Here is a 22,136-nt window from a genome sequence, read left to right as displayed (position 1 = left end):
ATCAAGGAGAGCCATGTCCGCTTCACAGCTCGCACCGGTCGCCCAGGCCCGCACGATCCTTCAGCTCAACACCGCCTACCACCAGGCGAAAGTGCTGCACACCGCCGTCGAGCTGGGCCTGTTCGAACTGCTGGCCCAAGGTCCCGCGACCGTCGAGGAGGTGAAGAAGGGGCTCGGCATCGCGCACCCGCTGGCCCAGGAGTTCCTCGACGCCCTCGCCGCCCTCGGCCTGCTGGAGGCGGCCGACGGCCGGTTCGCCAACAGCGGTGCCGCGACCGCGTTCCTGGTCCCCGGCTCCCCCTCCTACCTGGGTGGCAGCGTCCTCCAGCACGCCCGTAAGCACTACCGGGTGTGGGGCGAGCTGACGACGGCTCTGCGCGAGGGCCGGGCCGAGTCCGGGGCCGAGGCGCACGGGCCCGAGGCCTATCCGATGCACTACGCCGACCCGGACAAGGCGCGGCAGGCGATGGCGCATTTCGATACGTTCAGCTCCTTCACCGCCGATGAGCTGGCCCGCCGCGTGGACTGGCGGCCGTACAAGTCCTTCGTCGACATCGGCGGCGCCCGGGGCCAGCTGGCGTCGCGGATCGCGCTGGCGCATCCGCACCTGTCCGGGGCGGTCTTCGACCTGCCGCCGCTGGAGCCCCTCTTCGACGAGCTGGCGGCGGCGCGCGGGGTGGCCGACCGGCTGCGGTTCTACGGCGGCGACTTCCTCGCCGACCCGCTGCCGGAGGCGGATGTGGTCGTCACCGGGCATGTGCTGCCGGACTGGCCGGAGGCGCAGCGGCGGGAACTGCTGCACCGCATCCACGGCGCGCTGCGGCCGGGCGGGGCGCTGATGATCTACGACCTGATGGCCGACCCGGAGTCCGAGTCCGTGCACGACGTGCTCCAGCGGCTCAACCATGGGCTGATCCGCGGCGACAGCTCGTCCTGCACGCTGGCCGAGTGCCACGCGGCCGTCGCGGAGGCGGGGTTCGAGGTGAGCCGGACGGAGCAGCTCGACAATCTCCTCGGGGACTGGCTGATTGTCGCCACAAAGCGCTGACGAGGGATAACCGCTCTTGCTACCGTGACGCGACCGCCGGAGGCGACACGTTCGGGCCACCGGGGACCAGTTCGGCGAATGGAGAGCAAGGACATCATGCGGCAGGCGACCGAGATCTCGACGGAAGAAGACCGAATGGCCACATATCAGACAGCGAAGAGCATTCATGAAAAAGCTGAACCTGGGGATTCTCGCCCACGTTGACGCCGGCAAGACCAGTCTCACCGAGCGCCTCCTGCACCGGACCGGCGTCATCGACTCGGTGGGCAGCGTCGACAAGGGGACCACACAGACCGACTCCATGGAGCTGGAGCGGCAGCGGGGCATCACGATCCGCTCGGCCGTCGCCTCCTTCGTCCTCGACGACCTCAAAGTCAATCTGATCGACACTCCGGGCCACTCCGACTTCATCTCCGAGGTGGAGCGTGCGCTCAGGGTGCTCGACGGCGCCGTGCTGGTGGTATCGGCGGTGGAAGGGGTGCAGCCGCAGACCCGCATCCTGATGCGGACGCTGCAGAAGCTGGCGATCCCCACCCTGCTGTTCGTCAACAAGATCGACCGCTCCGGCGCGCGCTACCAAGGACTGCTCGACGACATCGGCAAGAAGCTGACCCCGCACGCCGTCGCGATGTCCCTCGTCGAGGACATCGGGACCCGGCGGGCGCGCGCCCGCGCCCGCACGGTGGAGGACGACGAGTTCGCGGCGCGGCTGGCGGAAGCCCTCGCCGAGGACAGCGACGCGTTCCTGGCCGCCTACCTCGACGACGACCGCCGGCTGACGCAGAAGGAGTACGACGCGGAACTGGCCCTCCAGACCGGGCGCGGCCGCATCCACCCGGTGTTCTTCGGCTCCGCCATGACGGGCGAGGGCATCGACGAACTGCTGCACGGCGTGCAGGTCTTCCTGCCCTCCGTGCACGCCGACGCGGACGCACCGCTCGGCGGCACCGTCTTCAAGGTCGACCGGGGCGCGCGCGGTGAGAAGGTCGCGTATCTGCGGTTGCGGTCCGGCTCCATCGGCACCCGCGACCAGGTGACGTTCCATCGCACCGACCACTCCGGCCTCACCAGTGAGTACGCGACGAAGATCACCTCCCTCCAGGTCTTCGAGCACGGCTCCACGACCGTCGAGACCCGGGCGACGGCCGGGGACATCGCGAAGATCTGGGGGCTCAAGGAAGCGCGCGTGGGCGACCGGCTCGGTCCCGACGACGAGCAGACGCCGCGGAACTTCTTCGCGCCGCCCAGTCTGGAAACGGTCGTCAGATCCGAGCGCCCGGGGGAGTCGGCGCGGCTGCACGCCGCGTTGCAGGCCCTGAGCGAGCAGGACCCGCACATCGAACTGCGGCAGGACCAGTACGCCGACGGCGCCGTGCTGCGGCTCTACGGAGAGGTGCAGAAGGAGATCATCAGGACCACACTCGCGGAGGTGTACGGCGTCGAGGCGTACTTCGAGCAGACCCGGACCGTGCACATCGAGAAGCCCGTGGGGGTCGGCGCCTGGCTGGAGGAGCTCGACACCCGTACCCGCAACTACTTCTGGGCGACGGTGGGCCTGCGGGTGGAGCCGGCGCAGCCGGGCGCCGGGGTCGTCTTCCGGCTGGGCGTGGAGCTCGGCTCGCTGCCGCGGGCGTTCCACACGGCCATCGAGGAGACCGTGCACACGACGCTGGACCACGGGCTGTACGGCTGGCAGGTGACGGACATCGCCGTGACGCTGACGCACACCGGTTACGCGAGTCCGGTGAGCGCGGCGGACGATTTCCGCAAAGTCACACCGCTGGTGCTGATGACGGCGCTCAAGGAGGCCGGGACGCAGGTGTACGAGCCGGTGAGCGGCTTCGACATGGAGCTGCCGCCGGACAGCCTGAGCCCGGTGCTGGCGAAGCTGGCGGAGCTGGGCGCGCATCCGCAGCCGCCCACGGCGCGGGAGGACGCCTACCGGCTGACCGGGACCCTGGAGTCCAGCAAGGTCCATGAGTTCGAGCAGCAGGTGCCCGGGCTCACCCAGGGGGAAGGGGTCTTCCTCTCCGAGTTCCAGGGCTACCAGGCGGTGCGGGGGCGCTTCCCGTCGCGGCCGCGGCCCGAGGGCGCGAACCCGCTGAACCGTGACGAGTACATCCTGCACACGGTCAAACGCCTCTGACCGGCGGGTAGCTCGCGAATGCCCCGGCCGGTCCGCTCCCTCGCTCTTCGGGGGAGACGGACCGGCCGGGGCATTCGCGTTCGGGACCGGAAAGGGGCGAAGGGCCGAAAGGGCCGTAAGGGTCCAGGCCGGGAAGGCCGCAGGATCAGGAAGAGAGCGGTGCCAGGGAGGTCCGGCGTCAGGAACGGATGCAGGACCGTTCGGGCTCCTTCAGGACCACGAGGGGACGCTGAAGGCGCCGGCCCGGGGCGCGGGCGGGCCGGTCCTGTTCCGGGGCGGCGTGACGATCAGCACGGACTTGGCCTTGTTCACCGCGTCGATCCTGGAGACGGCGCCCAGCTTGTCGAAGATATTGCGGAGATGGCGTTTGACCGTCGCCTCGGTGATCTCCAGCCGGGAGGCGATCTGCCCATTGCTCATGCCCTGCGCCACATTCTCGATGATCTGTAATTCACGCGCCGACAGTCGCGGCCCGTCCTGGTCGCGCGCGGCCACCAGGCTCTCGGAGGGCAGAGAGAGCACTATCTGATCGGGATGGATGACCACGCTGCGAATAGCGGTGATCACCTCTTCCCGCATGACGTTCTTGGCGAGGAACGCGCTCACCCGCAGCCGCAGGGCCTCCCGGACGAGCGCCGGATGATTGCAGGACGTCAGCACGATGCATCGAGAATTCGGCGAGACTCTTTTCATCTCGGCGAGCATCGACACAATTCCACTCGCGTCCGGGCCATCCAGCAGAATGACGTCCGGCCGCTTCTCCGCGGCAATGCGTATCGCCGTCTCACTATCGGCGGTGCCGCCGACGACCTCGATATCGAGCTCCTTGGCCAGCACCTCGCACAGCGTTTCCCGGAGTAGCCCCTGGTCGTCCACCACCAGGACCGTAATCGCGCTATTGATCGCCACTCTCTCCCCGCCACCAATCTTCCCGGTCCGTCCCCGCACAGCACCAGCGCGAGCATCTTGTTCGAACAGCACACCGGTCGTCAAGCGATCTCCTAGGACCACGTTCAACTACCAGGAATGCCTTGGGCCACCGGCGATCCGGTCCCCGAGAAAGAAAAGTCAGTCGAAATCAATTACGAAGTGCGGCCCCCCACCAAACGCACACCCAACCACGGTAAGGGCATCCATACCCCGCGTCGTGGCGCATATTCACCGCGCATCGAACGTCCCTAAGGAGATCTCAACCACAACGCGAGAGTCAAGCCCCACGCTCGCATTCCCCAATCAAAAAATCCCTGCTCACACCGGCGACCCGGCCTCCGGAGCCTACGCCTCCGGGGCGCTGCGAGCGCCTGCCGACCGCCCGCACCCCTCGAATACCCTGTCCGATTTGACGCATTTTGTTATTCCGTTCCGAACGGAACTGGTGTATAAGCACCCGAGAGTGGAGACGCCGCCTCTAATGCGGCACCAAGCATCCGCGAAGTCGTCATGGGAGCGTTCCCCCGAACGACAGGTCCGTACCGCTCCGCCACTCACTCGGGAGGCCATATCTCGTGAGCATCGGAGCCGTTACCAAAATCCATTGCGGCGAACGGCCCATTCGACGAATTATGTGCGGCCCCGGCACACGACAGCACCCGGCCTCGATCGACCGGGTGCTGTCGTCCTGGGCGGTGCGCCAATCCGCCGATCCATACGGCACGGCGGACCGTTACGGCGCGGGCAGATCCACCAGGGCGGCCACGGTCTCGCGATGGCGGCCGGGGGCGCCGAGAGCGATCTGGTCGGCCTTGGCTCGTTTGAGATAGAGGTGCGCGGGGTGCTCCCAGGTCATGCCGATACCGCCGTGGAGCTGTACGCACTCCTCGGCGGCCCGCACCGCCACCTGCCCGCAGTAGGACTGCGCGACGGCTACGGCGAGGGCCGTGTCGGCGCCGCCGGCGCTGTCGGCCGCCAGAGCGTCGGCGGCGTTGCGGGCCGCCGCGCGGGCCGAGGCGACCTGGAGCCAGAGTTCGGCGAGCCGGTGCTTGATCGCCTGGAACGAGCCGATGGGGCGGCCGAATTGATAGCGCTCCCCCGCGTACCGCACGGTCTCGGCGAGACACCACTCGGCGACGCCGAGCTGTTCGGAAGCGAGCAGCCCGGCCCCGGCGAGGAGCGCCGCATCGACGGCCGCCGCCGCTCGCTCCTCCCCCGCGATCCGGTGGGCGGGCGCCTCGGCGAGGGTGACGCGGGAGAGCGGCCGGGTGCGGTCGAGCGGGGTGATGCCCGTGACCCGTACGCCCTCTGACGCCGCGTCAACGGTGTAGAGGCCGCCGTCGGCCCGTACGAGCAGCAGCTCGGCACCGGCCGCGCCCGCGACCGTCGCGACCTCGCCGCTGAGGGTCCCGGCGGCGTCCGCCCGTACCGTGACCGGTGGCAGCGCGCCCGGCGCGGTCGGCAGGGGGATCGCGAGCGCCCCGACCCGGCGGCCCTCGGCGAGCGCACGCAGCGGCCCGGACACCGCGTCCTGCCCCGTGTCGCAGGCCAGCAGCGCGGACACGGCGAGCACGGCACTGGTCAGATACGGAACAGGCGCGACGGATCGGCCCAACTCCTCCATTACCACGGCGGTTTCGCGCGCGCTCGCGCCCTGGCCGCCGAGCTTCTCGGGCACGAGCAGCCCGGCCGTTCCCATGTCGGCGGCGAGCGCGCGCCAGAGGCCAGCATCGTACGGATCCTCCGACTCGCTCTGGGCGAGGACGGCGGCGGGCGCGGCCCGGTCGGTGAGCAACGACCGTACGGCGGCCCGGAGATCGTCCTCGGTCTCCGAGTAGAGCAGGTCCGGCTCGGTCATCGGGGCAGGTCCTTCCAGGCGACGTCCTTGTCGGTGCGCGGCTCGGGCGGCAGGCCCAGCACGCGTTCGGCGACGATGTTGAGCAGGACCTCCGAGGTGCCGCCCTCGATGGAGTTGCCCTTGGTCCGCAGATAGCGGTATCCGGCGTCGCGGCCGGTGAAGTCGACGCCCTCGGGCCGCCGCATGGTCCAGTCGTCGTAGGTGAGTCCGTCGGCGGCCAGCAACTCGACTTCCAGGCCGCTGATTTCCTGGTTGAGGCGGGCGAAGGAGAGCTTGAGGCCGGAGCCTTCGGGGCCGGGCTGGCCGACGGCGAGCTGCTGGCGCAGGCGTTCGCCGGTGAGCCGGGCGACTTCCGCCTCCACCCATAGGGTCAGCAGCCGCTGGTGGAGTTCGTGGGTGCGCAGTTCGGGGCGGGTGCGCCAGGTCTCGGCGGCGACGCCGATCATACCGCCCTCGCGCGGTACGCGGGCGCCGCCGATGGCCACCCGCTCGTTCATCAGCGTCGTGCTCGCCACCCGCCAGCCCTCGCCGACGCCGCCGAGCCGGTGTGCGTCGGGGATGCGCACTCCGCTGAGGAAGACCTCGTTGAACTCGGCCTCCCCGGTGATCTGGCGCAGCGGCCGCACCTCGACGCCGGGGTCGCTCATGTCGCAGACGAAGTAGGTGATGCCCTGGTGCTTGGGCAGTTCGGGGTCGGTGCGCGCGATGAGGATCGCCCAGCGGGCCAGGTGCGCGCCGGACGTCCAGACCTTCTGCCCGTCGACGGTCCAGGTGTCGCCGTCGCGTACGGCGCGCGTGGCGAGCGCCGCGAGGTCGGAGCCCGCGCCGGGCTCGCTGAAGAGCTGGCACCACACCTCCTCGCCCGTCCACAGCGGGCGCAGGAAGCGGCGCTTCTGCTCCTCGGTGCCGTACCGGAGGATGGTGGGGGCGGCCATGCCCAGCCCGATGCCGATGCGGCGCGGGTCGTTGTCGGGGGCGCCAGCCGCCGCCAACTCGCCTTCCACCAACGGCTGGAGGGAGCGCGGCGCGCCGAGCCCGCCGAGCCCCTCGGGGTAGTGCACCCAGGCGAGTCCGGCGTCGAAGCGGGCGCGCAGGAAGTCGAGCCGGCCGGTGGTGGCGGGGTCGTGTCCGGCGAGCAGGGCGGCGGTGCGGCGGCGCAGACCGTCCGCGTCGAGGGCGTTCACCGGCGCTCCTCGCGCGCGCCGGGCTCGACCACGACGCGGCCGGTCGTGGCGCCGTCGGCGACGCGCTGCACGGCATCGGCCGCGCCGCCGAGCGGCACGCGTTCGCTGATGAGCGGCTTGACCTTGCCCTCGGCCGCGAGCTTGGTGAGCTCGTCGTGGCAGGCCCGTACGGCGTCCGGGTCCTTGGTGTTGTAGAGGCCCCAGTGGAGGCCGAGGATGGCGTAGTTCTTGACGAGCGCGTGGTTGAGGGCGGCTTTGGGGATGTCGCCGCTCGCGAAGCCGACGACGACGATGCGGCCCTCGAAGGCGACGCACTTGGTGGATTTCACGAAGGCGTCGCCGCCGACGGGGTCGTAGACGACGTCCGCGCCGCGGCCGCCGGTGGCCTCCTTGACGACCGTGACGAGGTCCTCCTCGCGGCGGTCGATGACGAGGTCGCAGCCCAGCTCGCGGGCGGCGCTCGCCTTGCGGGCGCCGCCGACGACGCCGATGACGGTGGCGCCGGCGGCCTTGCCGAGCTGTACGGCCGCGCTGCCGACGCCGCCGGCCGCGGCGTGTACGAGCAGGGTCTCCCCCGCCGCGAGGCGCGCCCGGCGGTGCAGGCCGAACCAGCCGGTCTGGTAGCCGATGTGCAAGGCGGCCGCCTCGGCGTCGTCCAGCGCCTCAGGGGCGGGGAGCACCGTACGGGCGGCGACGACCGCGCGCTCGGCGAAGGCGCCGGCCGGGAGCGCGGGCTGGGCGAGCACGCGCTCCCCGACCTGGCCCTCGGCGCCCTCGCCGAGAGCGAGGATCTCGGCGCACATCTCGACGCCGGGGGTGAAGGGCAGCGGCGGCCGCACCTGGTACTGGCCCCGGCACAGCAGGGCGTCGGGGAAGTTGATGTTCGCGGCGCGGACGCCGACCAGCAGCTCGCCGGGGCCGGGTGCGGGGTCGGGCACCTCCTCCAGCCGCATCACGTCGCGGGGTTCGCCGTTCTCGTGCACTCGCCATGCCTGCATTGGGTGGCCTCCCACAAGCCTTCTCGCGTATGCGCGCGGAGCCGCGCTGGCCGCATACTAACCAGTCGGTATTTGGGAGGGACAGGGCGGCCGGACGCCTCCGGCGGGGCCAGGGGCGCGGTCGCCAGGGCTCGCGAGGGGCAGCGGCAGCCCGGGGCTCCCGGCCGTGCGGGGTACGCACGGCCCGACCGTACCGGGTGACCGCCCAGGTCGGCGGGGCACCGGGGCGGACCGCACAAGACGCGCGGCCGGCCGCTCAGGCTGCGGCCCGGTGGCGGCGCACGCTCCTCCCCACCGAGTGGCCGACCGGCGGCACCACGTGAGCCGGCCGCCTGGGGCACGCGGCCGACCACGCCACGGGCGACCGCTCAAGCCGACGGCCCGGCGGAGGCAGGCCGCTCGGGCCCGACGACGCAACGTCGTGACAGCGCGACGGCCCGGCCACGCGCCGGGCGACCGTACGCGACCGGCCCCGCACAACCCGCCCGCGCGCAGCCGCCCGACCGCCCGCCTGCCCGCCCGGCTGCTCAGGCCAGCGGCCCGCTGGAGCCGCGCGGTTCCAGGGACGGCAGTTCGTCCTGGATGCGGACCGCCGCTCCCCCGTCCAGCAGCGCGATCAGCTGCTCGGCGGCGTGCCGGCCGAAGGTGGCGGTGTCCCGGGTCAGGGCGGTCAGGGCGGGGTGGGTGGCGCGGCACAGGACGGAGTCGTCCCAGGCCACGATGGAGAGCCGGTCCGGTACGGGCACGCCGCGCTCGGCGGCGACGGCCAGGCCCGCGACCGCCATCACGTCGTTGTCGTAGACGAGCGCGGTGGGCGGCGGGTCCCCGGCCAGCACCCGCCGGGTGGCCTCGGCGCCGCCCGCGTCGGAGTAGTCGGTGGTCACGGAGCGCGCCTCGGGCAGGCCACGGCGGTCGGCCTCGGCGCGCAGGGAGGCCATCCGGGCCTGGGTGTGGGCGAGTTCGGGCAGGCCGGCGATGTGCACGATGCGGCGGTGGCCGAGGCCGTGCAGGTGGTCGACGATCGAGGCCATCGCGCCCGTGTCGTCGGCCCAGATGTTGGATATGGCGGGGCCTTCGGCGGGGGCGGCGCCCGTCGAGCCGACGACCACGGCGGGCAGTCCCAGTTCGTCGAGGAGCGCGGGCCGCGGGTCGTCGTCGCGCGGGTCGACGACGAGCAGGCCGTCCACCCGGTGCTCGGCCCACCAGCGGCGGTAGACCTCGCACTCGGCGTCGATGTCCTCGACGACCTGGAAGAGCAGGCCGAGCCTGCGGTGCGAGAGCACCTCCTGCACGCCGGAGACGAGCTGGAGGAAGAACGACTCGACGCCGAGCGTGCGGGCCGGGCGCGCGAGCACCAGGCCGATGGTGGCCGAGCCCTCGCCGGAGAGCGCGCGGGCGGCGGTGCTGGGCTGCCAGCCGAGCTGTTCGGCGACCCGGCGGATGCGGTCGCGGGTGGTCTCGGAGACGCCGGGGCGGTCGTTGAGCGCGAAGGACACCGCGCTCTCGGAGACGCCCGCGCGGCGCGCGATGTCCTTCATCGTGGGTCGTCTGGCCGGCGTGCGGCGCATGCGTCTCCTCCTGCTCCCCCGCCCGCCGGGGCAGGTCCGGCGGGTCCGTTCCACTAAAGCGCTTGAGTGACAACACACTAAAGCGCATTAGTCTTCCGCGGAAGTATTGACTTAACCCTTCTTCGGGGCGAAAGTTTTGTCCGCCCCCTCCTGGCCCGATCGAAGGAGCTCGTCGGCCATGCCCATATCTCGTAGAACCCTCGTCCTCGCCGCACCGGCGCTCGCCTGTGCCCTGACGCTCACCGCCTGCGGTTCGGGCGGTGACAGCGGCGGCGGCAGCAGCGCCACCGGCAAGATCGAGGGCGACATCAGCTTCCAGACCTGGAATCTGCGCGCGGGCTTCAAGGACTACTTCGAAGGTCTGGTCAAGGAGTTCGAGAAGCAGAACCCCGGCGTCAAGGTGAAGTGGCTGGACCAGCCGGCCGAGAACTACGCCGACAAGCTGAGCGCGGACGCCGGCGCCGGCACGCTGCCCGATGTGGTGAACCTCTCACCGGACCTGGCCTATCCGCTCGCCAAGGCCGGCGTGCTGATGAACATGGACAAGGAGCCGGCCACCTCGAAGTTCAAGGGCGAGTACACGCCCGAGGGGTGGAAGGGCACCTCGATGCCCGGTCTGGACGGCTCGTACGCCCTTCCCTGGTATCTGAACACCGGTCCGCTGTTCTACAACAAGGCGCTGTTCAAGAAGGTCGGGCTCGACCCGGAGAAGCCGCCGAAGACGTTCGACGACCTGTTCACCGACGCCAACAAGATGGCGAAGGAGTCCGGCGGCAAGATAGCCACCCTGGCGTCCACGCCGGCCATCGAGGACATGGGCCGCTACGGCGTCAAGCTCATGAACGCGGACTCCACCGAGTTCACGTACAACGAGCCGAAGGGGGTGGAGGTCCTCACCAAGTACAAGGAGCTGTACGACAGCGGCGGCCTCGACGCGCAGTCGCTCACCAACACCCCGGAGAAGGCGGGCCAGAAGTTCCTGGAGCAGAAGGTCGCCATGAATCCGGGCAGCGCCCTGGACCTGTCGAACTTCAAGAAGAACGCGCCCTCGCTCTACAAGAATCTGGGCATCACCGACGCGCCCAACAACAACGGCAAGCCCAACATGTACGTCATGGGCCTGGCCGTGAACAACCAGAGCAAGCACAAGGCCGCGGCCATCGCCTTCGCGCACTTCGTCACGGACAAGAAGAACCAGGAAGCCTTCGCGCACAAGGTCACCGTCTTCCCCAGCACCAAGGGGTCGCTGGAGGAGCCGTACTGGACCAAGGAGGACGGCACCGACGAGGGCCGCGTCCGGGTCGCCTCGGCCAAGATGCTGAAGGGCGCGGTGAATTACACGCCCGTCGTCCTCAGCGACGAGATGAAGACCATTCTGAAGAACGAGGTCGCCAAGGCCCTGCAAGGCAAGAAGTCGCCGAAGCAGGCGCTCGACGACGCCGTCGCGCAGAGCAACAAGCTGCTCAAGCAGAACTGACGGTAAAGAACATGGAACGGCCCGCCAAGCGCATCCGCACCCATAAGGCGTTCAGCCCCTGGCTCTTTCTGCTGCCCGGCGTCGGAGTCATCGCCGCCTTCAACCTGTATCCCTTCTTCACCACCGTCTACAAGGCGTTCACCGACGCCCGCACACTGACCTCGGGCAACTGGGTCGGACTCCAGAACTTCCAGACGATGATCCACGACGATCAGTTCTGGACCGCGCTGCGCAACAGCGGGCTGTACGTGCTCCTGGTGGTGCCCTTCACGGTTCTGCTGCCCCTGCTGCTGGCCATGCTGGTGCAGAAGCAGATTCCCGGTATCACCTTCTTCCGCTCCGCGTTCTACACCCCGGTCGTGGCGTCCGTCGTGGTCGTCGGTCTGATCTGGGTGTGGATCCTGGACGACCGGGGCCTGGTCAACGGCATCCTCAACGTCCTCGGCGCCGGGCCCGTCAAGTTCCTCGGCGATCAGTGGCTGCTGCTGCTGAGCGCGATGGCCCTGACGATCTGGAAGGGCCTCGGCTACTACATGATCATTTATCTCGCGGCGCTCGCCAACGTGCCGCGGGAACTGCACGAGGCGGCGTCCGTCGACGGGGCCGGGCCCATCCGCCGGTTCGTCTCCGTCACCATGCCCTCCGTCCGTCCCACCATGGTGCTGGTCGGCGCGCTCTCGTCGGTGAACGCCTTCAAGGTCTTCTCCGAGGTCTTCCTGCTGGCCGGCCCCTCCGGCGGCCCGGCCGGCGAGGACACCACGCTCGTCATGCTCGTCCAGCGGGTGGGCACCGGCCTCAACGGCCGGGTCGGCTACGCCTCGGCCATCTCACTGATCGTTTTCGTCATCGCGCTGCTGCTGATGCTTCTGGTGCTGCGCGCCGACCGCAAGGAGGACCCCCGGTGAAGCGCTTGTCCGGGTGGGAGAAGACCCTCCGCTACGTCCTGCTCCTGGTGGTCCTCGCCATCACCGTCGGCCCGTTCCTGTGGCAGCTGTCCACCTCGCTCAAGGGCACCACCGAGGACATCTACACCTATCCGCCGAAGCTGCTGCCCGAGCATCCGACGCTGAAGAACTACTCCGGCGTCGCGGACATCATCCCGGTCTGGGACTACGCGCTGAACTCGCTGAAGGTCGCCCTCACCAACGTGGTGACCAACGTCGTCGGCGCGTCCATGGCGGGCTACGCGCTGGCGCGGCTCCGCTTCAGGGGCCGCAAGATCGCGGGGCTGGCCGTCGCGATGGCGCTGCTGGTGCCCCTGGAGGCCATCATCATCGCGCAGTTCACGATGATGCGTGACCTGAACCTGAACAACACGCTCACGGCCGTGGTGCTGCCGGGCGCGGTCAGCGCCCTGAACGTGATGCTGATGCGCAACGCCTTCTCGAACCTGCCGTACGAGATCGAGGAGGCCGCCGTCATCGACGGCGCCAACGTCTGGCAGCGGTTCGTGCGCATCGCGCTCCCCTCCGTCAAGGGGACTATCGCGGTCGTCGCGATCTTCGCCTTCATGGGCGCCTGGGACGACTTCCTGTGGCCGCTGATCGTGCTGTCCGACTCCTCGAACTTCACGCTGACCGTCGGCCTCAACTTCCTGCACGGCACGTTCCAGCAGAACCCGCGGCTCGTCGCCGCCGGCACGATCATCGCGGTCGCCCCGCTCATCGTGATGTTCGCCTGCCTCCAGCGGTTCTTCTTCCGCGGCGTCGGCGAGGGCGCCGTCAAGGGCTGAGAAGCCTTGCCCTCGCACACCCCACACCGCACGACTCCGAACAGGATCTCCCCCGCATGACCGCACCCCGCTTCGGCGTCAACTACACCCCCACCCGGGGCTGGTTCCACCACTGGCTCGACTTCGACCTCGACGAGGTGCGGGCCGACCTCGACTCCATCGCGGAGCTCGGCCTCGACCACATCCGGGTCTTCCCGCTGTGGCCCGTCTTCCAGCCCAACCGCACCCTGATCCGGCCGCGCGCCGTCGAGCAGCTGGTCCAGCTCGTCGACGCGGCCGGCGAGCGCGGCCTCGACGTCAACGTGGACGGCCTCCAGGGCCACCTCTCCAGCTTCGACTTCATCCCGTCCTGGACCGCCACCTGGCACCGCCGCAACATGTTCAGCGACCCGGAGGTCGTCGAGGGCGAGGCCGCGTACCTGCGGACGCTCGCCGCGGCCCTGGCCGACCGGCCCAACTTCCTCGGCATGACCGTCGGCAACGAGGTCAACCAGTTCTCCGGCGACCCGCACCCCGACCCCGACCGCATCGACGTCGCGCAGGCCGGGCGGTGGCTGCGCCGCATGGTCGACGCCTGCGAGGAGGGCGCTCCGGGGAAGATGCACCTGCACGCGTCGTACGACGCCGCCTGGTACCTCGACGGGCACCCCTTCACCCCCGCGCACTCGGCCCGGATCGGGGCCGCGACGGCCGTGCACTCCTGGGTCTTCAACGGCACCGCGCAGCGCCACGGCCGCGACGGCGCGGCCACCGAGCAGCACGCCGCCTATCTCATCGAGCTGTCCAAGGCGTGGGCGCTGGACGCGCACCACCCGGTGTGGCTCCAGGAGGTCGGCGCGCCCGCCCCGCACATCCCGGCCGAGCACGCCGCCGCCTTCACCGAGGCGACCGTCGCGAACGCGCTGGACTGCGCGGACGTCTGGGGCGTGACGTGGTGGTGCTCCCACGACGTCGACCGCGCCCTGGGCGATTTCCCGGAGCTGGAGTACGGTCTCGGCCTGCTCACCAACGACCGCCGCGTGAAGCCCGCGGGCGAGGCCATCGCCCGGATCGTGCGGGAGTGGAAGGGGCGGGAGTACCGGCCCGAGCCGCGGCGCACGGCGCTCGTCCTGGACGCGGGCGACCTGGAGACCGCCGAGACGAGGCCGGAGCGCTCACAGTGCGGGCCGGGCGGCGCGTACTTCGAGGCGTGGATGCGGCTCGCCGCGCGGGGCGTGCGTCCGGCGGCGGTGCTCGCCCGGTTCGCGGGCGACGCCGAGTACCTGGCGGCGCGCGGCATCACGGACGTCATCACGATCGACCAGGCCGGCTGAGCGTCACCGGCCGGTCCGCAGTACCACCGAGTCCTCGTCACCCCCGCGCAAAGGAGCGCACCATGATCGAGAGACCCGCACAGCCCGTACCGGCCGGCCCCGGCCGCCGTCTGCTGCTGGGGGCGGGGGCCGCGACGGCCGCCGCCCTCGCCCTGCCCGCCGGCCGCGCGCACGCGGCCGGGGCCCGTCCCCCGGGACGGACCGGGGCCGCGGCGGAGGGCGGCCTCCAGCCGTACGCCGCGTACTGGTTCCCCGACTCCCTGCCCGCCGGCAGCCCCGGCGAGGGCGTCGTCTGGCGCTCCCTCAAGAAGTGGACGCCCGCCTCGGACGCGGACCTCGCGTTCAACAAGGCGACGGTGCCGCTCGCGGAGCGGTTCACGCCCGCGCCCGCGAACGGCACGGCCCGCGCCGGCCAGGCCCGCGTCTCGGCGCTGGCCGCCTTCGACCACACCGCGGGCAACCCCTCGCAGGGGGCGGCGACCGCCGACTACTACGCCCTGACCCACTGGGCGTACCTGGACGAACTGGTCTTCTGGGGCGGGTCGTCGGCCGAGGGGCTGATCCTCGCCCCGAACGCGCCCATCGTGGACGCCGCGCACCGCAACGGCGTGCCGGTGCTCGGCACGGTCTTCCTGCCCCCGGCCGCGTACGGCGGGCAGCTCGCGTGGACCCGCGACCTCGTGCGGCGGGCCGCCGACGGGAGCTTCCCGATCGCGGACAAGCTGATCGAGGTGGCCCGCGCGTACGGCTTCGACGGCTGGTTCCTGAACGCCGAGACCGGCGGCGGCGATGCCGCGCTGGGCGCGGCCATGCGGGACTTCGTCGGGTATCTGCGGGAGCGCGCCGAGGGGCTGCGCGTCACCTGGTACGACGCGATGACCGAGGCCGGTTCCGTCGACTGGCAGAACGCGCTCAACGACCGCAACGCGGCCTTCTTCCGCGCGTCCGACTCGATGTTCCTGAATTTCAACTGGACCCGCTCCGGGCTCGCCGCGTCCGGGAAGTTCGCCGAGCGGCTGGGCCGCGGCCGGTACGAGCTGTGGGCGGGCGTGGACGTCGAGTCCAACGGCTGGGACACGCGGGTGGACTGGGACTCGGTCGTCCCCGCCGCGGGCCGGCACGTCGTCTCGTACGGCTTCTACCGCCCCGAGTGGACCTGGACCAGCCTGCCGAAGGACAAGCGCTCGCCCGCCGAGTTCCACGCCCGCGACGACCGCTTCTGGACGGGCTCCTCGCTCGACCCGTCGGCTCCGGCGGGCGGGTCCTGGCGGCCGGCCGCCGCGTCGGTCGCGGACCGCTCCACGCTGACCGCGCTGCCCTTCGCCACGAGCTTCAACACCGGCCACGGCACGGGCTGGTACGAGCGCGGCGAGCGCACCGGCGACGGCGCCTGGAACCACCTCGGGCTCCAGGACCGGCTGCCCGGCCGCCGCTGGGTGATCCACACCGACGGGGCGCGGCCGAAGGTCTCCTTCGACTTCGCGGACGCCTGGCACGGCGGGACCAGTCTGCTCGTCGAGGGCGCGCTCGGGGCGCCCTCGACCGTGGAGCTGTTCACGGCGCGGCTGCCGGTCTCGGACGCGACCGTCGTCGAACTGGCCCACCGCACCGACGCCGGTTCGGGCGGCGTGCGCGTGGAGCTGGCCGTGTCCACGCAGGAGCCCCACCGCTTCACCTACATCGACGCGGGCGCCCTCCCGGCGGGCGGCCAGGGCTGGTCCACCGCCACGCTCCGCCTGGGCCGGGCGCTGCGCGGCGCCAAGGGCCGTACGCTGCGCGCCGTCGGCATCCGCCTGACCGCCGCCGACGGCACTCCGGTGCGCTGGCGGCTGGGCTCCCTCGCGATCCGCGACGCGGAGGCGTCCGGACCGCGGAAGCCGGACGCGCTCGACGTCACCGCTTCGCGCCGCGGGACGGACGGCACGGCGGCGCTGCGGCTGTCCTGGGGCCGGGCGGCCGGCCCCGTACGCCATTACGAACTGCACCACGTACTGCCCGGGGGCGCGCGCCGCTTCCTCGGCGGCACCTGCGGCACGGCGTTCTACGTGCCGTCGCTGCGGCGCACGTCCCAGGAGGCGGCCACCCGGGTCGAGCTCCGTACCGTGGACGAGCTGTTCGCCTCATCAGACCCTGTATCCACCACCTTCCACTGGTAGCTCTCGCTAAGGATTCCCTTCCATGCACAACGACCGTTCCATCACCGAAGCCCGCCTCAAGCGGGTGCTCGACGAGCGCATCCGCCCCGCCCTCTACCCCGAGTCGGTGCCGTTGACCGTCGGCGTGTGGAACGCGCCCGGCGAGCCCGTACCCGTCGAGGAGGGGATCGCCGCCGCCCGTACGCCGATCGAGGTGGGCGCCCCCTGGGGCCCGCCGTGGGGCACCAGCTGGTTCACCGTCACCGGGACCGTGCCGGCCGAGTGGGCGGGGCGGACCGTGGAGGCCGTGCTCGACCTCGGCTTCGACGAGAACATGCCCGGCTTCCAGTGCGAGGGCCTGATCTACCGGCCCGACGGCACCCCGGTCAAGGGCCTCAACCCGCGCAACCAGTGGGTGCGGATCGGGGCTCCGGCCGAGGGCGGGGAGAAGGTGGAGCTGCACATCGAGGCGGCCTCCAACCCCGTGCTGCTCGACTACCACCCCTTCCTCCCCACCGAGCTGGGCGACAAGGAGACCGCGGGCAGCGAGCCGCAGTACAAGCTCGCGCGGATGGACCTCGCGGTCTTCGACGAGGCCGTGTGGGAGCTGGTCCAGGACCTGGAGGTGCTGGGCGAGCTGATGGCCGAGCTGTCCACGGACTCGCCGCGCCGCTGGGAGATCCTGCGGGCCGTGGAGCGGGCGCTGGACGCGGTCGACCTCCAGGACGTGGGCGGCACGGCCGCGCGCGCCCGCGAGGAGCTGACGGAGGTGCTCTCCGCCCCGGCGCACGCCTCCGCGCACCGCATCAGCGCGATCGGCCACGCGCACATCGACTCGGCGTGGCTGTGGCCGCTGCGCGAGACGGTCCGCAAGGTGGCCCGTACGACGTCGAACATGACGGCGCTGCTGGAGGACGAGCCGGAGTTCGTCTACGCGATGTCGCAGGCCCAGCAGTTCGCGTGGATCAAGGAGCACCGTCCGGAGGTCTACGCCAAGGTCAAGAAGGCGGTGGCCGAGGGCCGGTTCGTGCCGGTCGGCGGCATGTGGGTGGAGTCGGACACCAACATGCCCGGCTCGGAGGCGCTGGCCCGGCAGTTCGTGCACGGCAAGCGGTTCTTCATGGACGAGTTCGGGATCGAGCCGCAGGAGGTCTGGCTGCCGGACACCTTCGGCTACTCGGCGTCGCTGCCGCAGATCGTCAAGCAGGCGGGCGCCAAGTGGTTCCTGACGCAGAAGATCTCGTGGAGCCAGACGAACAAGTTCCCGCACCACACCTTCTGGTGGGAGGGGCTGGACGGCACCCGCGTCTTCACGCACTTCCCGCCGATGGACACGTACAACGCGCAGCTCTCCGGCAAGGAGGTCGCGCACGCGGTCGCCAACTTCCAGGAGAAGGGCGGCGCGACGCGGTCGATCGCGCCGACCGGCTGGGGCGACGGCGGCGGCGGCACGACCCGCGAGATGCTGGCACGCGCCAAGCGCCTCAAGGACCTGGAGGGTTCGGCGAAGGTCGTCTTCGAGAAGCCGTCGGAGTTCTTCGAGAAGGCGCACGCGGAGTACCAGCACGCCCCGGTGTGGGTCGGTGAGCTCTACCTGGAGCTGCACCGGGCGACGCTGACCAGCCAGGCGAAGACGAAGCAGGGCAACCGGCGCTCCGAGCACCTGCTGCGCGAGGCGGAGCTGTGGGCGTCGACGGCCGCGGTGCGGGCCGGTTTCGCCTACCCGTACGAGCGGTTCGACCGGCTGTGGAAGGCCGTGCTGCTGCTCCAGTTCCACGACATCCTGCCGGGCACCTCGATCGCCTGGGTGCACCGCGAGGCGGCCGAGCGGTACGCGGCGATCGGCGCGGAGCTGACGGAGATCATCGAGGCGGCGCAGACGGCCCTGGCCGGTGACGCGGCGGCCGGTACGTCCGTGGTCTTCAACGCGGCCCCGCACGCCCGTGCCGGGATCGCGGCGGGCGCCGCCGCGGTGGCCGCCGGGAGCGGCCGGCCGGTGTCGGCGGAGGCGCGCGAGGACGGCTCCTTCGTGCTGGAGAACGGGCTGCTGCGGGTCGTCGTCGACGGCCGCGGGCTCGTCGTCTCGGCGTACGACCTGGTGGCGGAGCGCGAGACGATCGCGCCGGGCGAGGCCGCCAACCTCCTCCAGCTGCACCCGGACTTCCCGAACATGTGGGACGCCTGGGACGTCGACCACTTCTACCGCAACACCGTCACCGACCTCACGGACGTCGAGTCGGTGGAGCTGGTGGACGGGGGCTCCGTGCGGGTCGTACGGGCCTTCGGCGAGTCCCGCGTCGAGCAGCTGCTGACCCTCCCGGCCGGTGAGCGGCGCCTGGACATCGACACCGAGGTGGACTGGCACGAGACGGAGAAGTTCCTCAAGACGGCCTTCCCGCTGGACGTGCACGCGGACCGGACGGCGGCGGAGACGCAGTTCGGCCACCTGTACCGGGCGACGCACACCAACACCAGCTGGGACGCGGCGAAGTTCGAGGCGTGCGCGCACCGCTTCGTGCACCTGGAGGAGCCGGGCTGGGGCGTGGCCGTCGTCAACGACTCGACGTACGGCTACGACGTGACGCGCGCCGTGCGCGAGAGCGACACGGGCACGACCACGACGGTGCGGCTCTCGCTGCTGCGCGCCCCGCGCTTCCCGGACCCGCGCACCGACCAGGGCGTGCACCGCTTCCGGTACGCGCTGGTGCCCGGCGCGTCGATCGGCGACGCGGTGCGCGAGGGCTACCGCGTGAACCTGCCGGAGCGCCGGGTGCCGGGCGACGCGCAGGTGGCGCCGCTGGTGTCGGTGGCCGACGACGCCGTGGTGGTGACGGCGGTGAAGCTCGCGGACGACGGCAGCGGCGATGTCGTGGTCCGGCTGTACGAGTCGCGGGGCGGCCGGGCCCGTACCAAGCTCGCCGCCGGCTTCGCGCTGGCCTCGGCCTCGTACTGCGACCTGCTGGAGCGGCCGACCGCCGATGCCGAGGCGGCCGGCGGCGAGATCGCCTTGTCCCTGCGTCCGTTCGAGATCGTGACGCTGCGCCTTGTGAAGGAGTGATTCACTCGATGGAACGCAGAGCGTTCATCGCCATGCTCGGTGCGGCCGGCGTCACCGTCGGCCTCGCCGGGCAGGCGGGCCCGTTCGCCGCGGCGGCTGCCGCGGCGGACGGGCCGCCGGCCCCGGACCGGGCGCCGCACCAGCCGTTCATGCACGGCTACGACGCGGCGGCCCTCAAGCGGTGGTCTCCCGAGAGCGATCCGCACGCGAGGTATCTGCGCTCGCGGGTGCCGCTGGCCGAGCGCATCGCGCCGTTCGCCGCGACCCAGGCGAATCCCAAGCTGGCGACGGCCCCGCAGTTGATGAATCTGTCGTTCGACTATGACAATTCCTTTTTCACCGCGTTCAAATACAACGACACCTTCGCCCGCCGGCTGCTGCGCTTCTGGCAGTACAGCGATCTGTACGGTTCGTGGCACGGCATGCCCACCGAGGGCTCGCCTGTCGACAAGCCGGTGCACGGTCTGATCAACCTGCCCAACCCTGCCTATACGGACGCGGCGCACCGCAATGGCGTGCGGTCGCTGGGGTGCTGGTTCTGGCCGCGTGACGGCGCGTTCTCGGACTATCTGGAGCAGCGCGCGGACGGGTCGTTCCCGGTGGCGGACAAGCTGATCGAGATGGCCGGGTATTTCGGCTTCGACGGTTATTTCATCAACCAGGAAGCCACTGTTTCGGAGCAGGACGCCGCCGGGCTGATGAAGATGCTCAAGTATCTGCGGGCGAAGGCTCCTGCCGGATTCCATCTCCAGTGGTACGACACGATCATGGTCAATGGCCGGCTGTCCTACCAGAATCAGCTCAACAGCCGTAACGCGCCGTGGATTCAGGACGGCAACACCCCGGTGATGAACAGCCTCTTCGCCAACTACGCGTGGAACGAGGAGCGGGTCGCCACGTCGCGGGAGACGGCGAAGAAGCTGGGGCTGGACCCGTACAAGGTCGCGTTCCTCGGTACGGAGAACGAGAAGTACGGCTTCAATCCGCCGTACGACACCCGGCTGATCTTCCCCGAGGGGCAGCCGGCCCGTACCAGCTGGGCGCTGTTCGGCTCGCACTTCGCCTGGGACCGCTATCCGGACCGGGAGAACCCGGACGCGCAGGCGGGCGTCTTCCGGCGCGAGCGGCAGTACTGGTCCGGCCCGAACGAGGACCCGACGCGCACCGGCCGCACCGAGTACATGCCGTGGCCGGACGAGGACGACGGCAAGGGGCGCGACGAGAACAACCCGAAGAAGTGGGACGGCGTCGCCCACTACATCACCGAGCGGTCGGTCATCGGCTCGTTCCCCTTCGTCACCCGCTTCAACACCGGGCACGGGCGCGCCTTCTATGTCGACGGCCGACGGGCGAGCGGCGCGCAGTGGAACAACGCGAGCGTCCAGGACATCCTGCCCACCTGGCAGTTCTGGGCCACCAGCCCGGGGACACCGCTCAGCGTCGACTACGACTACACGACGGCGTACGACGGCGGCTCCTCGCTGAGGATCTCCGGCGAGCTGGGCCCCGGCAACCCCACGACCGTCCGCCTCTTCAAGACGCGGGTGGCGGTCGGGGGCGGCGAGTCGCTGCGCCTCACGTACGCGGTGGGGCGGGCCGGGGCGGCGGCTCTGGAGGCCGGGCTGATCTTCGAGGACTCCCCAGAGGAATTCGTGTGGCTGCGGGCCGGCAAGGCGGGTCCGCACGGCTGGCACACCCGTTCCTTCGCCCTCGGCCGCTTCAAGGGCCGGACGATCGCCGCGATCGGGCTGCGGGTCTCCGCCGACCGCACGGGCCCCTGCGCCCTGAACGTCGGCGAACTGGCGCTGCTCGCGGGCGGCCGGCGCATGCGGGTGGACCGGCCGGTTCACTTCACGGTGGACGCCGCGCATGTCGCGGGCGGCTCGGCCGAGGTGTTCCTGTCGTGGCGGCTGCCCGACTCGGGGGTCTGGTACTACGACGTCTCCCGGCTGCGCGCGGATGGCGGCCAGGAGGCGCTCGGCCGGATCTACGACGAGGTCTTCTACGTCAAGTCGCTGAAGCGCGCGGACCGCGAGCGGTCCACGACGCTCCAGCTCACGGCGGTCGCCCCGGACGGAACCCGCTCCGCTCCGGCGACGGCCCGACTGTCATGGCCGGGGGCTAACGTGAGCGGATGACGACTTACGTGGGCCTGCTGCGCGGCATCAATGTGGGCAAGCACAAGCGGGTCCCGATGGCGATGCTGCGGGAGCTGCTGACGGGGATGGGGTGCGAGGCGGTGCGTACGCACCTCAACAGCGGCAACGCCGTCTTCACCCACCCCGCCTCCGATGAGGAGCGGCTGACGGCGGAGCTGGAGCAGGCCATCGCCGGTGAGCTGGGGTTCGCCGTCCCCTGCGTGGTGCGAGCGGGCGGCGACCTGCGGCGCGTCATCGACGAGAACCCCTTCGACGTCACCGCCCTCGACCCGTCGCGCTTCCTGGTCACCTTCCTGTCCGGGCCGCTGGACGCGGCCCGACTGGAGGGCATCGATCCGGCGGCGTACGCCCCGGAGGAGTTCGCCGCGGGGAAGCGCGAGGTGTACTGCCACTTCCCCGACGGCGTGCACAAGGCGAAGCTGGCACCGCTCCTCAACGACCAGCGCCTCGGCGTGACGGCCACGGCCCGCAACTGGAACACGGTGCTGAAGCTCGCGGAGCTGGCGGCTGTGTGACGGGGCGCCGTGTGA

Annotated in this window: 15 protein-coding genes; 10 read left to right on the top strand and 5 right to left on the bottom strand. The window is 71.0% G+C overall.

Translation table 11 applies throughout. The features are described from left to right. Positions 1 to 13 precede the first annotated feature (13 nt). Together AB0I22_RS11975 and otr(A) are read left to right on the top strand one after the other, a co-directional pair. Positions 14 to 1,048, top strand: a complete 1,035-nt coding sequence (locus tag AB0I22_RS11975; RefSeq protein WP_363130596.1) for a methyltransferase — start codon at positions 14 to 16, stop codon at positions 1,046 to 1,048. Between the two features lie 166 nt (positions 1,049 to 1,214). Continuing rightward, positions 1,215 to 3,194: a tetracycline resistance ribosomal protection protein Otr(A) gene (gene otr(A), locus AB0I22_RS11970; protein ID WP_363130595.1), complete on the top strand. Its 1,980-nt coding sequence runs from the start codon at positions 1,215 to 1,217 to the stop codon at positions 3,192 to 3,194. Positions 3,195 to 3,404: 210 nt separating this feature from the next. Here the strand turns inward: otr(A) and AB0I22_RS11965 are convergent, their stop codons facing one another. From AB0I22_RS11965 to AB0I22_RS11945, 5 genes are all read right to left on the bottom strand, one after another. Further along, a complete protein-coding gene (locus AB0I22_RS11965; RefSeq protein ID WP_363130593.1) occupies positions 3,405 to 4,187 on the bottom strand; it encodes a response regulator transcription factor in 783 nt (260 codons plus the stop codon). Positions 4,188 to 4,857: 670 nt separating this feature from the next. Further along, on the bottom strand, positions 4,858 to 5,982 hold the full coding sequence (locus AB0I22_RS11960) for an acyl-CoA dehydrogenase family protein (RefSeq protein WP_363130592.1): 1,125 nt from the start codon (positions 5,980 to 5,982) through the stop codon (positions 4,858 to 4,860). After that, positions 5,979 to 7,166 (bottom strand): acyl-CoA dehydrogenase family protein, encoded by a 1,188-nt coding sequence (locus AB0I22_RS11955; RefSeq protein WP_363130591.1) that lies wholly within the window; start codon positions 7,164 to 7,166, stop codon positions 5,979 to 5,981. Before AB0I22_RS11955 ends, AB0I22_RS11960 begins: the two co-directional genes overlap by 4 nt. Further along, a complete protein-coding gene (locus tag AB0I22_RS11950) occupies positions 7,163 to 8,164 on the bottom strand; it encodes an NADPH:quinone oxidoreductase family protein (protein ID WP_363130590.1) in 1,002 nt (333 codons plus the stop codon). The genes AB0I22_RS11955 and AB0I22_RS11950 overlap by 4 nt, the downstream gene beginning before the upstream one ends. Positions 8,165 to 8,691: 527 nt before the next feature. After that, complete coding sequence (locus tag AB0I22_RS11945; RefSeq protein WP_363130589.1) at positions 8,692 to 9,732, bottom strand: LacI family DNA-binding transcriptional regulator; 1,041 nt, start codon at positions 9,730 to 9,732, stop codon at positions 8,692 to 8,694. A 178-nt stretch (positions 9,733 to 9,910) separates the two neighbouring features. Here AB0I22_RS11945 and AB0I22_RS11940 point away from each other — a divergent pair, with 178 nt between their 5' ends. The 8 genes from AB0I22_RS11940 (at position 9,911) to AB0I22_RS11905 (ending at position 22,121) form a co-directional block, all read left to right on the top strand. Next, positions 9,911 to 11,209: a sugar ABC transporter substrate-binding protein gene (locus AB0I22_RS11940; RefSeq protein ID WP_363130588.1), complete on the top strand. Its 1,299-nt coding sequence runs from the start codon at positions 9,911 to 9,913 to the stop codon at positions 11,207 to 11,209. Positions 11,210 to 11,220: 11 nt separating this feature from the next. Beyond that, positions 11,221 to 12,114: a sugar ABC transporter permease gene (locus AB0I22_RS11935; protein WP_363130587.1), complete on the top strand. Its 894-nt coding sequence runs from the start codon at positions 11,221 to 11,223 to the stop codon at positions 12,112 to 12,114. Beyond that, the gene (locus tag AB0I22_RS11930; protein WP_363130586.1) at positions 12,111 to 12,941 is read left to right on the top strand and encodes a carbohydrate ABC transporter permease; all 831 of its coding nucleotides are present in this window, start codon (positions 12,111 to 12,113) and stop codon (positions 12,939 to 12,941) included. The genes AB0I22_RS11935 and AB0I22_RS11930 overlap by 4 nt, the downstream gene beginning before the upstream one ends. Before the next feature lie 56 nt (positions 12,942 to 12,997). Then, positions 12,998 to 14,254, top strand: a complete 1,257-nt coding sequence (locus AB0I22_RS11925; RefSeq protein WP_363130585.1) for a glycosyl hydrolase — start codon at positions 12,998 to 13,000, stop codon at positions 14,252 to 14,254. Positions 14,255 to 14,316: 62 nt separating this feature from the next. After that, positions 14,317 to 16,410 (top strand): endo-beta-N-acetylglucosaminidase, encoded by a 2,094-nt coding sequence (locus tag AB0I22_RS11920; protein ID WP_363130584.1) that lies wholly within the window; start codon positions 14,317 to 14,319, stop codon positions 16,408 to 16,410. A gap of 22 nt (positions 16,411 to 16,432) precedes the next feature. Next, positions 16,433 to 19,447: a glycoside hydrolase family 38 C-terminal domain-containing protein gene (locus AB0I22_RS11915; RefSeq protein ID WP_363130583.1), complete on the top strand. Its 3,015-nt coding sequence runs from the start codon at positions 16,433 to 16,435 to the stop codon at positions 19,445 to 19,447. An 8-nt stretch (positions 19,448 to 19,455) separates the two neighbouring features. Then, positions 19,456 to 21,585 carry a hypothetical protein gene (locus AB0I22_RS11910; protein ID WP_363130582.1) on the top strand — a complete coding sequence of 710 codons (2,130 nt, stop codon included), beginning with the start codon at positions 19,456 to 19,458 and terminating at the stop codon, positions 21,583 to 21,585. After that, on the top strand, positions 21,582 to 22,121 hold the full coding sequence (locus tag AB0I22_RS11905; protein WP_363130581.1) for a DUF1697 domain-containing protein: 540 nt from the start codon (positions 21,582 to 21,584) through the stop codon (positions 22,119 to 22,121). Before AB0I22_RS11910 ends, AB0I22_RS11905 begins: the two co-directional genes overlap by 4 nt. Positions 22,122 to 22,136 lie beyond the last annotated feature (15 nt).

The organism is Streptomyces sp. NPDC050610, assembly GCF_040654875.1.
In the GTDB taxonomy this organism is placed as follows: Bacteria; Actinomycetota; Actinomycetes; order Streptomycetales; family Streptomycetaceae; genus Streptomyces.
Note: the sequence above shows the minus strand (reverse complement) of the source record. Positions and strands in the feature narration are given on the sequence as shown.

What these genes read in the sequence shown, in the direction of transcription:
- AB0I22_RS11975 (WP_363130596.1), top strand. Translation starts at nt 14, where the DNA reads ATGTCCGCTTCACAGCTCGCACCGGTCGCCCAGGCCCGCACGATCCTT.
- AB0I22_RS11960 (WP_363130592.1), bottom strand. Translation starts at nt 5,982, where the DNA reads ATGACCGAGCCGGACCTGCTCTACTCGGAGACCGAGGACGATCTCCGG.
- AB0I22_RS11950 (WP_363130590.1), bottom strand. Translation starts at nt 8,164, where the DNA reads ATGCAGGCATGGCGAGTGCACGAGAACGGCGAACCCCGCGACGTGATG.
- AB0I22_RS11945 (WP_363130589.1), bottom strand. Translation starts at nt 9,732, where the DNA reads ATGCGCCGCACGCCGGCCAGACGACCCACGATGAAGGACATCGCGCGC.
- AB0I22_RS11940 (WP_363130588.1), top strand. Translation starts at nt 9,911, where the DNA reads ATGCCCATATCTCGTAGAACCCTCGTCCTCGCCGCACCGGCGCTCGCC.
- AB0I22_RS11935 (WP_363130587.1), top strand. Translation starts at nt 11,221, where the DNA reads ATGGAACGGCCCGCCAAGCGCATCCGCACCCATAAGGCGTTCAGCCCC.
- AB0I22_RS11925 (WP_363130585.1), top strand. Translation starts at nt 12,998, where the DNA reads ATGACCGCACCCCGCTTCGGCGTCAACTACACCCCCACCCGGGGCTGG.
- AB0I22_RS11920 (WP_363130584.1), top strand. Translation starts at nt 14,317, where the DNA reads ATGATCGAGAGACCCGCACAGCCCGTACCGGCCGGCCCCGGCCGCCGT.
- AB0I22_RS11915 (WP_363130583.1), top strand. Translation starts at nt 16,433, where the DNA reads ATGCACAACGACCGTTCCATCACCGAAGCCCGCCTCAAGCGGGTGCTC.
- AB0I22_RS11910 (WP_363130582.1), top strand. Translation starts at nt 19,456, where the DNA reads ATGGAACGCAGAGCGTTCATCGCCATGCTCGGTGCGGCCGGCGTCACC.
- AB0I22_RS11905 (WP_363130581.1), top strand. Translation starts at nt 21,582, where the DNA reads ATGACGACTTACGTGGGCCTGCTGCGCGGCATCAATGTGGGCAAGCAC.